Consider the following 13,892-nt stretch of genomic DNA (forward strand, 5'->3'; position numbering starts at 1 on the left):
ATTCTGCCGCAACCAGCCCTCTCTCAGCTTACTTCTTCAAGGCACGTCAAGTATTCGCTTCGCCGGGCTGGCGCCCGTACTTGACCCGCCAACCCACCCACTGAGAATTGAAAAGAGGCAAAAAACCCGCGGCTGAGGACCGCGGGAGCCAGTCATCTGCATGACAGCTGAAGGAGTGTTCTTGACCACTCCGACCATGAAGGGGAACAACGGTAACTGACGGGATGCGGGGCCGGGCGCACGGAGGTGACCCGCCTCGCGCGCCCGGCCCGCGTCAGGCTATTTCTTCACCGCCACAGTGGCGTTGCTCTTCTGAGTAGCGGCCGCGCTAGTCGAGTTGGCCGGGTTGGCGCCGTTACCCGAAGCGGGCGCGCCTTTGCTCTGTGCAGACGCCGCAGCCTGCGTGTTAGCAGCCGCGCCAGCCGGACCGACAGCGAGACCCTCCGCCTGCAGGCGCTCGACGGTATGCCCGCCCATGCCTTTGACGCGCTTGCCGAGATCGGCCGGGTCCTTGAATGGACCATGCGCTGAACGTTCTTCGAGAATGGCTTTCGCTTTGGCAGGACCGATGCCCTTGATGCCGCGCAGCGCATCCTCGTTAGCCGTGTTGACGTCGACCGCCGCATACGCGTGGCCGAAAGCGGCGAGCATGGCCGCGGTAACCAGAATTTTTCGAAACATATGGAATCTCCCTCGTACAACCGGTTGGCGACCATCACCAACCGGGAGATTCCAGTTTAAAGAGGTATCCGAAAGATTTACACCTGGCCGAATAGCCAACGTACGTACCGATCGACACCTTCCTGCACGCTCAGGAACGGCGCGTCATAGCCGGCGGCACGCAGCTTCGTCAGGTCGGCCTGCGTGAAGCACTGGTACTTGCCGCGCAACGCATCGGGGAACGGAATGTACTCGATCAGTCCGCGCTGCACCTGATCCGCGAGCGACAACGGCGGCTCGTTGTTCAGCGCACGCAGCGTGTTGACCACCGTGCTCGCGATGTCGTTGAACGGTTGCGCACGACCACTGCCCAGATTGAAAATGCCTGACTTGTCCGGATTGTCGAAGAAGAACAGGTTCACCTTGACCACATCTTCGACAGAGACGAAATCGCGCGTCTGTTCGCCGGCGGCATAGCCGTTGTATTCGCCGAACAGCTTGACCTTGCCTTCCGCGCGAAACTGGTTGAAGTTGTGAAACGCCACCGACGCCATGCGCGCCTTGTGGGTCTCGCGCGGCCCATACACGTTGAAGTAACGGAAGCCGGCAATCTGGCTTTTCGCGGTGGGCAGCACGCGGCGAATCACCTGGTCGAACAGGAATTTCGAATAGCCGTACACGTTCAGCGGCTGCTCGACTTCGCGCTCTTCGACAAAACGGCTCGACCCGCCATACGTTGCCGCCGAGGATGCATACAGAAACTGGATGTTCTGCGCGAGACAGACGTCGAGCACCTCACGGCTATAGCGGAAGTTGTTGTCCATCATGTAGCGGCCGTCGGTTTCCATCGTATCCGAGCAGGCGCCCTCGTGGAAAATCGCGCGCACCTTGCCGAAGTCGCCCCGCTTGAAGCGTTCGACGAATTCGGTCTTGTCGAGATAATCGTCGATCTCGCAGTCGACCAGATTCTTGAACTTGTCCGCGCGCGTGAGGTTATCAACCGCGATGATGCGTTGTTCACCGCGCTCGTTGAGCGCCTTCACGAGATTGCTGCCGATAAAGCCGGCCGCGCCGGTGACGATGAGGGTCATGATGATCCTGCGGTAATGTGTTCAGTCGACGCCTCGCGGGCCCCTGTTTACGCCGCTGAAGCTTAAGCGCGCAAAGCCGGGATTCCCGCGGGCCGCATCAATGAAAGAGTTCGTCGTAGTTGACAGTGGCGGTGCCGAGTTTGCCGACCACGATGCCGGCCGCGCGATTCGCGAGTCCGACCGCCTCGACCAGCGTCAAACCCGCGCCAAGCATGGCGGCGAGCGTGGCGATCACGGTGTCGCCCGCGCCCGATACATCATACACTTCACGTGCAACGGCCGAAGCGTGCAGGATACCGTCGTCGGAGAAGAGCGTCATGCCCTCCTCCGAGCGGGTCAGCAGCAAGGCCTTGAACGCGAGATCGGCCCGCAGTTTAGTCACACGCGCGATCAGATCCTCTTCGGACTTCCACTGCCCGACCACCTCGCGCAACTCGGCGCGATTCGGCGTGATCAGGGTGGCGCCGCGATAGCGCTCCCAGTCGTCGCCCTTCGGATCGACCAGCACCGGTTTGCCCGCCGCGTGCGCCTTCGCGATCATCTGCGTGACGTGCGTGAGACCACCCTTCGCGTAATCCGACATCAGGATCACGTCGTGCGACGGCAGCAGGTCGTCGAAACGCGCGAGGCCCGCGAGCAGCACTTCGTGCGCCGGCGAGTTTTCGAAGTCGACGCGCAGCAACTGCTGCTGACGCGACAGCACGCGCAGCTTGATGGTGGTGAGCAAATCCGGATCGCGCTCCAGATGCGGCACTACCCCGCTTTCATCGAGTAATTGCACGATGCGCTCGCCGGGCTCGTCGTGGCCGACCACGCACAGCAAACCCGCTTGCGCGCCGAGCGCAACCGCATTGCGCGCCACGTTCGCCGCGCCGCCGAGCCGATCTTCCTGGCGCTGTACATGCACGACCGGCACCGGCGCTTCCGGCGAAATACGGTTCACGTCGCCGAACCAGTAGCGATCGAGCATGACGTCGCCGACTACCAGCACGCGCGCCGCCCCGAGGCGTTCGCGCGGCACCACGGTCAATGCCGCGGCGGGTGCGGGGTGAGCAGCCTCAGGCATTGCTGGAGACACCGGCCGGAAGTTCAGAGGGCTGGGCATAAGGTCGTCCGATCGAGTGATAGTCGATGCCGAGTTCGGTCATTGCGTCCGGCTCGTACAGATTGCGGCCGTCGAAAATCAGTGGCGACTTCAGCACTGATTTCAGATGCACGAAATCCGGGCTCTTGAATTCCTTCCATTCAGTGACGACCACCAGCGCGTCGGCGCCGGTGAGCGTTTCGTCCTGGGTGCTCGTGAAATGCAGGCGCGCGAGTTGATCCGGTGCGTCGTGCAGATCGAGCGCGAATACGCGGCGCGCCTCGGCTACCGCGACTGGATCGTACGCGCGAACCTGCGCCCCGCGCGCCAGCAATTCAGCGATCACGCGGCGGCTCGGCGCCTCGCGCATGTCGTCGGTATTCGGCTTGAACGCGAGACCCCACACGGCGAACGTGCGGCCGCTCAGGTCTTCACCGAGCTTGCCCGTGATCTTGCGCACCAGCACGTCCTTCTGCTTGTAATTCACTTCCTCGACCGCTTCGAGGATGCGCAGATTGTGGCCGGTTTCGGCGGCGGTGCGGATCAGCGCCTGCACGTCCTTCGGGAAGCATGAGCCGCCGTAGCCGCAGCCGGCATACAGAAAGTGATAACCGATGCGCGGGTCCGAGCCGATACCGCGACGCACCGCTTCGATATCCGCGCCGACCCGGTCCGCCAGATTCGACATCTCGTTCATGAACGAGATGCGCGTGGCGAGCATCGCATTGGCTGCGTACTTCGTGAATTCAGCCGAGCGCACGTCCATATACAGCGTGCGTTCGTGATTGCGGTTGAACGGCGCGTACAAACGCTTCATCAGTTCGCGCGCGCGCAGGCCGGCTTCGTCTTCGTCGCTGCCGAGTACGATGCGATCGGGACGCATGAAATCGTCGACGGCCGCGCCTTCCTTCAGAAATTCAGGGTTCGACACCACCGAAAAGCGGTGCTGCGCACTATTGGCGAGCCCGCGTTTGGCCAGTTCCTCTTCGACCACCGCGCGCACGCGTTGCGCGGTGCCGACCGGCACCGTCGATTTGTCGACGATCACCTTGAAGCCGTTCATCGTACGGCCAATGTTGCGCGCCGCTTCGAGCACGTATTGCAGGTCGGCCGAGCCATCTTCGTCGGGCGGCGTGCCGACGGCGATGAACTGCACCTCGCCGTGCGCCACGCCCGCTTCGATATCCGTCGAAAACGTGATACGGCGCGCCGCGCGCGTGCGCGCAATGATCTCCAGCAAACCCGGCTCGTGAATCGGCACGCCGCCGTTGTTGAGGATTTCGATCTTGCGCGGATCGACGTCGAGACAGAAGACGTCATGGCCGATTTCGGCGAGGCACGCGCCAGTGACGAGGCCAACATAGCCCGTGCCGACAATGGTGATTTTCATACGCTTTCCGGTGGAGGGTTCCGGTGAGGGTTTCTCGTAGTCAAAAACTAGGCCGTCATGATCCCGTCGGCCTGATCCGCCCGACGGGCCGCCGTCGTTGCGGCGCGGCTATACGGGCGCATTCGCGATTGCATCCGCAATTGCGTCCGCGTCAATTCGACGCCGTGATCGGTTCGACGCGACGCGGCGCATAGGTTTCCCAACCGCTGCAGCCCGGGCATTGCCAGTAGAACAGTCGCGCCCTGAAGCCGCAATTCTGGCACGTATACCGTGGCAGATTTTTGGTGCGCTGCCGAATTAACGTACGCATCAATTCGAGCTCGCTGCGCCGCGGCTCTTCCGCGACGGCTTCCTGAGCTTCCAGAAGACGCGTCATGCCCGCAAGGTTCGGCGACTTCTGCATCTGCGAGCGCGCCAGTGCATGTGCGGCGTCAGCTCCGCGTATCGCCGCAATATGCGGATAGGTCACGTCGAGCAGATCGTTCGACGGATAGCGGTCAACCCATGTGGTAAGCAGATCGGCACCATCTTGCGGACGGCCGAGCGCCTCATAGGCCTTCATCAGCTTCTCCGCGACGAGCGGTAGATAGGCGGAATTCTGCTCCTCGACGCGCCGCCACTGGACGATCGCCGCCTCTTGCGAACCGGCTGATGCATCGACGTCGCCGAACAGGATCGTGGCGCGCACGTTGGTCGGGTTCGCCTTTAACGCAAAACCGAGTTGACGGCGTGCCTCGTCGGCATTTTTCTGCTGCAGTGCTTCCTGGGCGAGCTCGCAATGGAACTGCGCGATTTCCTTGTCGAGCGACTCGGCACCCATGGTTTCCAGGTGACGCGCGGTATCGATCGACTTCACCCAGTCTTTCTCGATCTGGTAGATGGTGAGCAGCGCACGTTGCGCACCCAGCGCGTAGCTGCCGGTTTCGAGCGTGCGGAACGTTTCCTCGGCGCGGTCGAGCAACCCAGCCTTCAGAAAGTCCTGGCCCAGCTCGTACAGCGCGTGATCGCGCTCGGTGACGGGCAGATCGGTGCGGCTCAGCAGGTTCTGATGCACGCGAATCGCGCGGTCAGTCTCACCGCGGCGGCGGAACAGGTTACCCAGCGCGAAGTGCAACTCGATCGTTTCCGGGTCGAGTTTGACGACTTCGATAAACGCGTCGATCGCTTGATCGGGCTGCTCATTGAGCAGGAAATTCAGGCCGCGGAAGTACGAACGCGGCAGGTTGGCGCTTTCGGACAGCAGCGTCTTGAGGTCGTAGCGTGCGGCCATCCAGCCGAACGCAAAAGCGACGGGTATGACAAGCAGCCACCAGAAGTCTAGATCCATGCGATTAATGCAAATGTGCGGGACAGCGGAAACGGAAAGCCGCGCTTGAGAGGCGCGGCAGAAGACAACTTAGATCAGCGGCGGCATGGGCGGTTGTTCGACCACGACCGGGGCTTCGCGCGCCACACGCAACTCACGCTTGAGCCGGCCATTCTCCATGCGCAAGCGCACCATTGCCGGCATCGCCGAAACCAGGCCGGCCAGCAGCCCCACCACGAAGAACGCGAGGCCGATCAGGATCAAAGGCGCCGACCACGCGTAGCCGGCGAGGAAATTCAGCGTAGCAGGTTGCGTATTGGAGAGCGCGAGCACCAGCAGGAGCACGAACACCAGCACACGGATCAGCCAGACGATAAATTTCATGAATAGGTCTCTTGACGGCAGTTGCGGGGTGACGCCGGCTTGATGACGCGTCGCGCCACGGTGTTGCCCGCGCCGAAGTGACCCGTATTGTAATGGATGCCCTCGCGGCTGGGCAGGAACTGGCTGATAGAGGACTGATGCGGGGAAAATTGCGGACGAAAAAAAAGCGCCCGAAGGCGCTTTTTCTGGTCTTTTGCCGTCTGGCTTTGGCCGCTGACGCTACCAATGCCATGCTGCGAACCGCACAGCGAAGCATTACAGGTCGTCGTCATCCGGCTCATCGGCCTTCAACGGCTCGCCCGAACGTCGGTCTACCCGCTCGCGCAATTCCTTGCCCGGCTTGAAGTGCGGCACATACTTCTCAGGTACCAGCACCTTCTCGCCCGACTTCGGGTTGCGCCCGACGCGGGACGGACGACGATTAAGGCCGAAGCTGCCGAAGCCGCGAATTTCAATCCGATGACCGTTGGCAAGCGCCTCCGACATCGCATCAAGCATCGTCTTCACCGCGAAATCCGCATCCTTAAGTACAAGTTGCGGAAATCGCGTAGCCAGCTGGGCGACCAATTCCGATTTGGTCATACTGCAGCAGACCTCTCAAGAGAACGCCGGGTCGCCCCCGTGTTTTTAGCCCCGAAGGAAGTCCCCTCGGAGGGCCTGGCGCAAAGCGCCAGGTTGGGGGCGTTCCTCAATTACTGGTTCTGACCGTCGAGCTTGGCCTTCAGCAGCGCGCCGAGGTTCGTCGTGCCGGTAGCAGCCGAGCTCGAATCCGACGAAGCCAGGCCGCGGATCGCTTCCTGTTGCTCAGCCGAATCCTTGGCCTTGACCGACAGGTTGATGCCACGCGACTTGCGATCGATGTTGATGATCATCGCGTTGACCTTGTCGCCTTCCTTCAGCACGTTGCGAGCATCTTCCACGCGGTCTTGAGCGATTTCCGAAGCACGCAGGTAGCCTTCGACTTCCGCCGACAGCTGGACCACCGCACCCTTCGCATCTACCGTCTTGACCACGCCGTCGACGATCGAACCCTTGTCGTTCATTGCAACGAAGTTGCTGAACGGGTCGCCTTCGAGCTGCTTGATACCCAGCGAAATGCGTTCCTTCTCGACGTCGATGCCGAGAACGATCGCTTCCACTTCGTCGCCCTTCTTGTACTTGCGAACCGCTTCTTCGCCCGTTTCCGACCACGACAGGTCCGACAGGTGAACCAGACCGTCGATGCCGCCCGGCAGACCGATGAAGACGCCGAAGTCGGTGATCGACTTGATTGCGCCTTGCAGCTTGTCGCCCTTCTTGAAGTTGCGGCTGAAATCGTCCCACGGGTTCGGCTTGCATTGCTTCATGCCAAGGCTGATACGGCGGCGGTCTTCGTCGATTTCCAGAACCATGACTTCGACTTCGTCGCCCAACTGAACAACCTTCGACGGTGCAACGTTCTTGTTCGTCCAGTCCATTTCCGACACGTGAACCAGGCCTTCGATGCCCGATTCGACTTCGACGAATGCGCCGTAGTCGGTGATGTTGGTGACCTTACCGAACAGGCGCGTGCCCGACGGGTAACGGCGCGAGATGCCTTCCCACGGATCGTCGCCCAGTTGCTTGATACCCAGCGAAACGCGGTTCTTCTCTTGATCGAACTTGAGGATCTTCGCGGTGACTTCCTGGCCAACCGACAGAACTTCGCTCGGGTGACGCACGCGACGCCATGCGATGTCGGTGATGTGCAGCAGGCCGTCGATACCGCCCAGGTCCACGAACGCGCCGTAGTCGGTGATGTTCTTCACCACGCCTTCCACGATCGCGCCTTCCTTCAGCGTTTCGAGCAGCTTTGCGCGCTCTTCGCCCTGGGTTGCTTCGATCACGGCACGGCGCGACAGCACGACGTTGTTACGCTTGCGGTCGAGCTTGATGACGCGGAATTCCAGCGTCTTGCCTTCGTACGGGGTCGTGTCCTTGACCGGACGCGTATCAACCAGCGAACCCGGCAGGAACGCGCGGATGCCGTTGACCATGACGGTCATGCCGCCCTTGACCTTGCCCGTGATCGTGCCGGTCACGAGTTCGTTGTTGTCGAGAGCCTTTTCCAGCGACAGCCACGAAGCGAGGCGCTTCGCCTTGTCGCGCGACAGGATCGTGTCGCCATAGCCGTTTTCCAGCGCGTCGATCGCGACGGAAACGAAGTCGCCCGCCTGCACTTCTACCTCGCCCGCGTCGTTCAGGAACTCTTCGAGCGGGATGTAGGCTTCGGACTTGAGACCAGCGTTGACGACCACGAAGTTGTGGTCAACACGCACGACTTCGGCGGAGATCACTTCGCCGGCGCGCATGTCTTGCTTGGTCAGCGACTCTTCGAACAGAGCCGCAAAAGATTCGGTATTCGGGTTGGAAGTTTGCAGGTCGGACATAAAAATCAAAATTTGCATGGTTCTCGCGGTGCCCGGCTGACCGGATGATCAGCAATGACGGCTGTGTGCGAATGCCACGCGGGGTTAAGGGGTTAATACACGCTCCACGACACTCGCGGAGCACCTACTGACAACGCCTACTTCTACTGCGCCCGCTGCCCGGATATCCTCAGATACCACTCGGACATCAAGCATGCGGGACCAATGCTTCGTACCACTGCACCACCTGTTCAACCGCCTGGTCGATCGACAATGCCGAGGTATCAAGCAGCTTTGCATCCGCTGCGGGCTTGAGCGGCGCGGCCGCGCGTTGACTGTCACGCTCGTCGCGCTCACGCAAATCCCGGAGCAAGTCATCTATATTAGCAGAAAATCCTTTTTGGATCAATTGCTTATGCCGGCGCGCCGCGCGGGCTTCGACGCTGGCCGTCATGAACACCTTCAACACGGCGTCCTGGAAGATCACGGTGCCCATGTCGCGGCCGTCCGCGACCAGTCCCGGTTCCTTGCGAAAAGCCCGCTGACGGGCCACCAACGCGGCTCTGACGGGGGCGTGCACGGCTATCGACGAGGCCCGGCTGCCAACTTCCTCGGCGCGAATGTCGGCGGATACGTCGACACCGTCGAGCTGGGCCAGCCCCTCGCGGAAAGTAATATGGAGGTCGTCGATCAGTTTTACCAGCGCTTCGACGTCATCCTCCTCGATGTCGTAGCGCATGCTGGCAAGCGCGGCGAGCCGGTAAAGCGCGCCGCTGTCCAGCAAATGGAAGCCGAGATTCGCGGCAACCAGCGCGGCCACGGTGCCCTTGCCGGAGGCGCTGGGGCCGTCGATCGTAATGACGGGCGTTTGGTGAAAGGGACGGATCGGTTTCATCGAAAAAGTCGCACGTCAGTCGATTCAGAAGCGAATCAGGGTTGAGCGAGCGCGGTGAAGCGCTCGAAATAATCGGGAAACGTCTTGCCGACGCACTTCGGGTCGTTGATCCGGATCGGCACGCCACCCAGGCTCACGAGCGAGAAGCACATCGCCATGCGGTGATCGTCGTAAGTGTCGATCGAGGCGTTCGGAATCAGCTTTTCAGGCGGCGTGACGACGAGGAAATCCTCGCCCTCCTGCACTTTCGCGCCGACCTTGCGCAGCTCGGTAGCCATCGCGGCGATCCGGTCGGTTTCCTTCACACGCCAACTGGCAATATTGCGCAGCGTGGTCGTGCCGTCCGCGAACAGCGCGGCGACCGCGATCGTCATCGCGGCGTCGGGAATCAGGTTGAAGTCCATGTCGATCGGATCGAGCTTGCCGTTGTCGTTGCCGACTCCGCGCACCTCGATCCAGTCGTCGCCCATCTGCAGGTTCGCGCCCATCTTGATCAGCGCATCGGCAAAGCCGACGTCGCCCTGGATGCTGGAGCGGCCCACACCTTCCACCCGCAACGGTCCGCCGCCGAGCGCGCCGGCCGCGAGGAAATACGACGCCGACGATGCATCGCCTTCCACCATGATGGTGCCCGGCGACTGATAGCGCTGCCCCGCCGGCACGACGAAGCGATGCCATTCATGGCGCTCGACCTTGATGCCGAACCGCTCCATCAGCTTGATCGTGATCTCGATGTACGGCTTCGAGATCAGCTCGCCGTCCACCTGCACGACGGTCACGCCGCTTTCCGTGCGCAGCAGCGGCAGCGTCATCAGCAGTGAAGTCAGGAACTGGCTCGACACGTCGCCACGCACGCGGATCGGCGCGTCGGCCGTGATTTGCGCCGGGCGAATCCGCAGCGGCGGATAACCTTCGTTCTCTTCATAGTCGACTTTCGCGCCAAGCTGGCGCAAGCCGTCGACCAGATCGCCGATCGGCCGTTCGTGCATGCGCGGCACGCCGTGAATACGATAATCGCCGCCGTTCACCGCGAGCGCCGCGGTCAGCGGACGCACCGCCGTGCCGGCGTTGCCGAGGAACAGATCGGCGGTGCGTGCTGTAAACGCGCCACGCGTACCGGTCACGACACAAGTGTCGCCCCCACGCTTCAGACGCACGCCGAGCTTTTCAAGCGCGTCGAGCATCACGCGGGTGTCGTCGGAGTCGAGCAGATTCGTGATCGTCGTTTCGCCTTCGGCGAGCGCCGCGAGCAGCAGCACACGATTCGAAATGCTTTTCGAGCCGGGCAAACGAACCGTGCCGGACGCACGAGAGAATGGTCCGAGATCGAGGAATTCCATGATTGAGTCCAGTTCCGGTTATTTCGAAGCGTCGCCGAGGGCTGTCCCGGCGGTGCGCTGCTCCTGCCATTCGCTGCGCGCGACCCGCGAACGCGTGAACACGGCTTCGAGTGCGGCGCCATCGGCGGCTTCGATCGCCGTGCGCAAGCGCGCGAGCACCGCCGTGTACGCATCGAGTTCGTCGAGCAACGCGGCGCGGTTCGCCACGCACACGTCGCGCCACATTTCCGGGCTCGACGCTGCGATGCGCGTGAAGTCGCGGAAACCGCCGGCAGCGAACGAGAATTTCAGCGCAGCGTCCGGCGAATTGAGAATCTGCTCGACCAGCGCGAAAGACAAAACGTGCGGCAAATGGCTGACCGACGCGAGCACCCGGTCATGCTGTTCGGGCGTCATGTCCCGCACGCACGCGCCGGTTGCGCGCCACATCGCGGCAACGCGCTCGACCGCTTCCGGCGCGTTCTCCGGCAGCGGGCACAACACGACGTTGCGATCCACGTACAGGTCGGGCAACGCGGCATCCGGGCCGCTCGCTTCACGGCCGGCAATCGGATGCCCCGGCACGAACTGGCCGATGCGCGCGCCGAGCGCCGCGCGTGCGGATGCAACCACGTCGGACTTGGTGCTGCCGGCATCGGTGACAATCGTGCCCGCGTCGACAAACGGCGCAATGCGCTCGAGCAGCGTTTGTGTTTGTGCGACGGGCGCGGCAAGCAGCACGATATCCGCGCCGGAGAGTGCGGCACGCAACGCGGCATCGTCGGTCAACGCCGCCGATTGGTCGATCAGGCCCAATTCCAGCGCGCGCGCAGTCGACGCGGACGAACGCCCAACGCCGATCACGGTGCGCGCGCCCGTCGCCTCACCCTGCTCGCCCCGTTCACGCAGCGCGCGAGAGAGCGATCCGCCGATCAGGCCGACACCGAAAATCACCAACTTGTCAAAAGAAAACGCGGCCACGTCGGTCACAGAAAAAGCGCACCTTCCGTCAAGTAAGGCGCGTGGTTCAAGGTCAAGCGCTTACGCGGCGGCAAGCGTCTGTTCGAGCGCCGCGAGGAATGCTTCGTTTTCTTCGGGCAGGCCGATCGTGATGCGCAGCCATTGCGGCAAACCGTAGTTGCCGACCGGCCGAACGATCACGCCCCGCTTCAACAGTTCGAGGTTCACGCGGTTGCCCGCTGCGTCGTCGTTACCGACGCGCACCAGCACGAAGTTACCGTCCGACGGCACATATTCGAGGCCGAGTTTGTCGAACGCCTCGGTCAGTTGACGGTAGCCCTGCGCATTCAAAGCCGCGCTCTTTTCCAGAAACGCCTTGTCGTTCAGCGCCGCGATCGCTGCGGCTTGCGCCAGCGTGTTCACGTTGAACGGCTGACGCAGACGGTTCAGCAAGTCCGTCAATTCCGGCTGCGCGATGGCGAAGCCGACCCGCAAACCGGCCAGGCCGAACGCCTTGGAGAAGGTGCGCGATACCAGCAGATTGGGATAACGACGCACCCATGCGATCGAGTCGTAGCGTTTTGCTTCCGGCAGATATTCCGTGTACGCCTCGTCGAGCACGACGACCACGTTGCGCGGCACCTTGTCGAGAAACGCTTCGAGCTTCGCCCCTTCGATGAACGTGCCGGTCGGGTTGTTCGGATTGGCGACGAAAATCAGGCGGGTGTCGTCGGTGATCGCGGCAAGCATCGCGTCCAGGTCGTGGCCGTATCTGACGGCCGGCACGACGATCGCACGCGCACCCACGCCTTGCGTGGCGAGCGCGTACACGGCGAACGAATACTGGGCATAGACGATCGACTGCCCCTTCTCGACGAACGCGTGCGCGGCAATTTCGAGAATATCGTTGCTGCCGTTGCCAAGCGTGACCCAGTCGGCCGGCACGCCGTAACGCTCACTCAGCGCGGCCTTCAGTTCGAAGGCATTCGCGTCGGGATAGCGGCCAAGTTCGCTGGCCGCCTGCGCCATGGCGCGTTGCGCCGACTCCGGCATGCCCAGCGGATTTTCATTCGACGCCAGCTTCACGATGGCCGCTTCGTCGAGGCCAAACTCGCGGGCCACTTCCGAAATCGGCTTGCCGGCGATGTAAGGCGCAATCGCGCGCACATAGGAAGGGCCGAAGGACGTTGTCATGAAAATCTCCGAACGACTAATTAGTAATAGATGAATATGCGACAGGCAAGCCCAAGCGGCATGAGCGTGCCTCGACAAACTCGACAAACATTAACGGGCGCGCGGATACGAGCCGAGTATCTTCAGGAATTCGGCCTTCTGGCCAAGCTCGGTCAGCGCGGCAGCAACCGCCGGTTCGTCCCGATGGCCTTCGACGTCGATATAGAAGTAATACTCCCACGTGCCGACGCGCGCCGGGCGCGACTCGAAACGGGTCATGGATACGCTATGGCGCGCCAACGGCTCCAGTAACTTGAACACGGCGCCCGGCTCGTTCGCCACCGAAACGATCAACGACGTCTGGTCGTGTCCGCTCACCCCGGTGCGTTCCTTGCCGATCATCACGAAACGCGTGCGATTGTGCGGATCGTCCTGAATCAGCGCGTAAGCGACTTGCAGCCCGTAATGCGTCGCGGCGCGATCGCCGGCGATAGCCGCCACGGTCGGATCTTCCGCCGCCATGCGCGCCGCTTCGGCATTGCTCGACACCGCCTGGCGCTCGAGATGCGGCGCATTGGTCGCGAGCCAGCGCTGGCACTGGGCGAGCGCCTGCGCGTGCGCACACACTCGCTTCACGCCGGTGAGACCGCCGCTCAGCGTCAGAAGGTTGTGATGAATCGGCAACGCCAGTTCGCCGCCGATCGTGAGCTGCGTTTGCAGCAGCAGGTCGAGCGTGCGCGACACCGCGCCCTCAGTCGAATTCTCGACCGGCACGACGCCGAATTCCGCCGCGCCGGCTTCGACCGAGCGAAACACCTCGTCGATCGACGGGCACGGCAGACCTTCGATCGACTGACCGAAGTACTCATGCATCGCCTGTTCGCTGTACGTGCCGACCGGGCCGAGATACGCGGCCTTGATGGTCTTTTCGAGCGCGCGGCTCGCGGCCATGATCTCGCGCCAGATCGCGCTGATATGTTCGCTGGCCAGCGGGCCGTTGCTCATATCCTGCAGACGCGCGATCACTTGCTGCTCGCGCTCGGGGCGAAACACCGGCGCGTTGAAATGCTTCTTCACCTCGCCCACTTCGAGCGCCACCGCGGCGCGCTGATTGAGGAGCGCGATCAGTTGCGCGTCGAGCGCGTCGATGCGCTCGCGAAGGGGCTTGAGTCGGGTATTGAGTTCGTCGTCCATGCGTGAAAACGGCCCTGCCGATAGCTGCTGCACAAATGCGTGCTGGAAA

14 protein-coding genes are annotated in these 13,892 nt (G+C 62.3%); all 14 read right to left on the bottom strand.

Annotated features, from left to right (window positions below):
* Window positions 1-279 precede the first annotated feature (279 nt).
* Complete coding sequence (locus tag AC57B6_RS02015; protein ID WP_028200073.1) at window positions 280-681, bottom strand: ComEA family DNA-binding protein; 402 nt, start codon at window positions 679-681, stop codon at window positions 280-282.
* Between the two features lie 77 nt (window positions 682-758).
* Entirely contained in the window at window positions 759-1,751 is a 993-nt protein-coding gene (gene rfaD / locus AC57B6_RS02020; RefSeq protein WP_028200074.1) for an ADP-glyceromanno-heptose 6-epimerase, read from the bottom strand.
* Window positions 1,752-1,848: 97 nt separating this feature from the next.
* Complete coding sequence (rfaE1, locus tag AC57B6_RS02025; RefSeq protein WP_081833245.1) at window positions 1,849-2,856, bottom strand: D-glycero-beta-D-manno-heptose-7-phosphate kinase; 1,008 nt, start codon at window positions 2,854-2,856, stop codon at window positions 1,849-1,851.
* Window positions 2,810-4,225, bottom strand: coding sequence for a UDP-glucose dehydrogenase family protein (locus tag AC57B6_RS02030; RefSeq protein ID WP_028200075.1), 1,416 nt, complete (start codon window positions 4,223-4,225; stop codon window positions 2,810-2,812). The genes rfaE1 and AC57B6_RS02030 overlap by 47 nt, the downstream gene beginning before the upstream one ends.
* 151 nt (window positions 4,226-4,376) lie before the next feature.
* The gene (lapB, locus tag AC57B6_RS02035; RefSeq protein WP_046568092.1) at window positions 4,377-5,552 is read right to left on the bottom strand and encodes a lipopolysaccharide assembly protein LapB; all 1,176 of its coding nucleotides are present in this window, start codon (window positions 5,550-5,552) and stop codon (window positions 4,377-4,379) included.
* A gap of 69 nt (window positions 5,553-5,621) precedes the next feature.
* A complete protein-coding gene (locus tag AC57B6_RS02040; protein ID WP_030101253.1) occupies window positions 5,622-5,915 on the bottom strand; it encodes a LapA family protein in 294 nt (97 codons plus the stop codon).
* On the bottom strand, window positions 5,912-6,187 hold the full coding sequence (locus tag AC57B6_RS02045) for a hypothetical protein (protein ID WP_216749966.1): 276 nt from the start codon (window positions 6,185-6,187) through the stop codon (window positions 5,912-5,914). Before AC57B6_RS02045 ends, AC57B6_RS02040 begins: the two co-directional genes overlap by 4 nt.
* Window positions 6,171-6,497 (bottom strand): integration host factor subunit beta, encoded by a 327-nt coding sequence (locus AC57B6_RS02050; RefSeq protein WP_028200079.1) that lies wholly within the window; start codon window positions 6,495-6,497, stop codon window positions 6,171-6,173. The genes AC57B6_RS02045 and AC57B6_RS02050 overlap by 17 nt, the downstream gene beginning before the upstream one ends.
* A 110-nt stretch (window positions 6,498-6,607) precedes the next feature.
* Window positions 6,608-8,341: a 30S ribosomal protein S1 gene (gene rpsA / locus AC57B6_RS02055; RefSeq protein ID WP_028200080.1), complete on the bottom strand. Its 1,734-nt coding sequence runs from the start codon at window positions 8,339-8,341 to the stop codon at window positions 6,608-6,610.
* A 169-nt stretch (window positions 8,342-8,510) separates the two neighbouring features.
* Entirely contained in the window at window positions 8,511-9,197 is a 687-nt protein-coding gene (gene cmk / locus AC57B6_RS02060; RefSeq protein WP_028200081.1) for a (d)CMP kinase, read from the bottom strand.
* Between the two features lie 35 nt (window positions 9,198-9,232).
* On the bottom strand, window positions 9,233-10,537 hold the full coding sequence (gene aroA, locus AC57B6_RS02065; protein ID WP_496420614.1) for a 3-phosphoshikimate 1-carboxyvinyltransferase: 1,305 nt from the start codon (window positions 10,535-10,537) through the stop codon (window positions 9,233-9,235).
* Window positions 10,538-10,555: 18 nt separating this feature from the next.
* Window positions 10,556-11,506: a prephenate dehydrogenase gene (locus AC57B6_RS02070; RefSeq protein WP_496420615.1), complete on the bottom strand. Its 951-nt coding sequence runs from the start codon at window positions 11,504-11,506 to the stop codon at window positions 10,556-10,558.
* 51 nt (window positions 11,507-11,557) lie between these two features.
* Window positions 11,558-12,670 (bottom strand): histidinol-phosphate transaminase, encoded by a 1,113-nt coding sequence (gene hisC / locus AC57B6_RS02075; protein ID WP_106352575.1) that lies wholly within the window; start codon window positions 12,668-12,670, stop codon window positions 11,558-11,560.
* 90 nt (window positions 12,671-12,760) lie between these two features.
* Window positions 12,761-13,843 (bottom strand): prephenate dehydratase, encoded by a 1,083-nt coding sequence (pheA, locus tag AC57B6_RS02080; RefSeq protein ID WP_030101249.1) that lies wholly within the window; start codon window positions 13,841-13,843, stop codon window positions 12,761-12,763.
* Window positions 13,844-13,892 lie beyond the last annotated feature (49 nt).

It is taken from the genome of Paraburkholderia sp. BGA-UO-ETr-F12 (assembly GCF_059567945.1).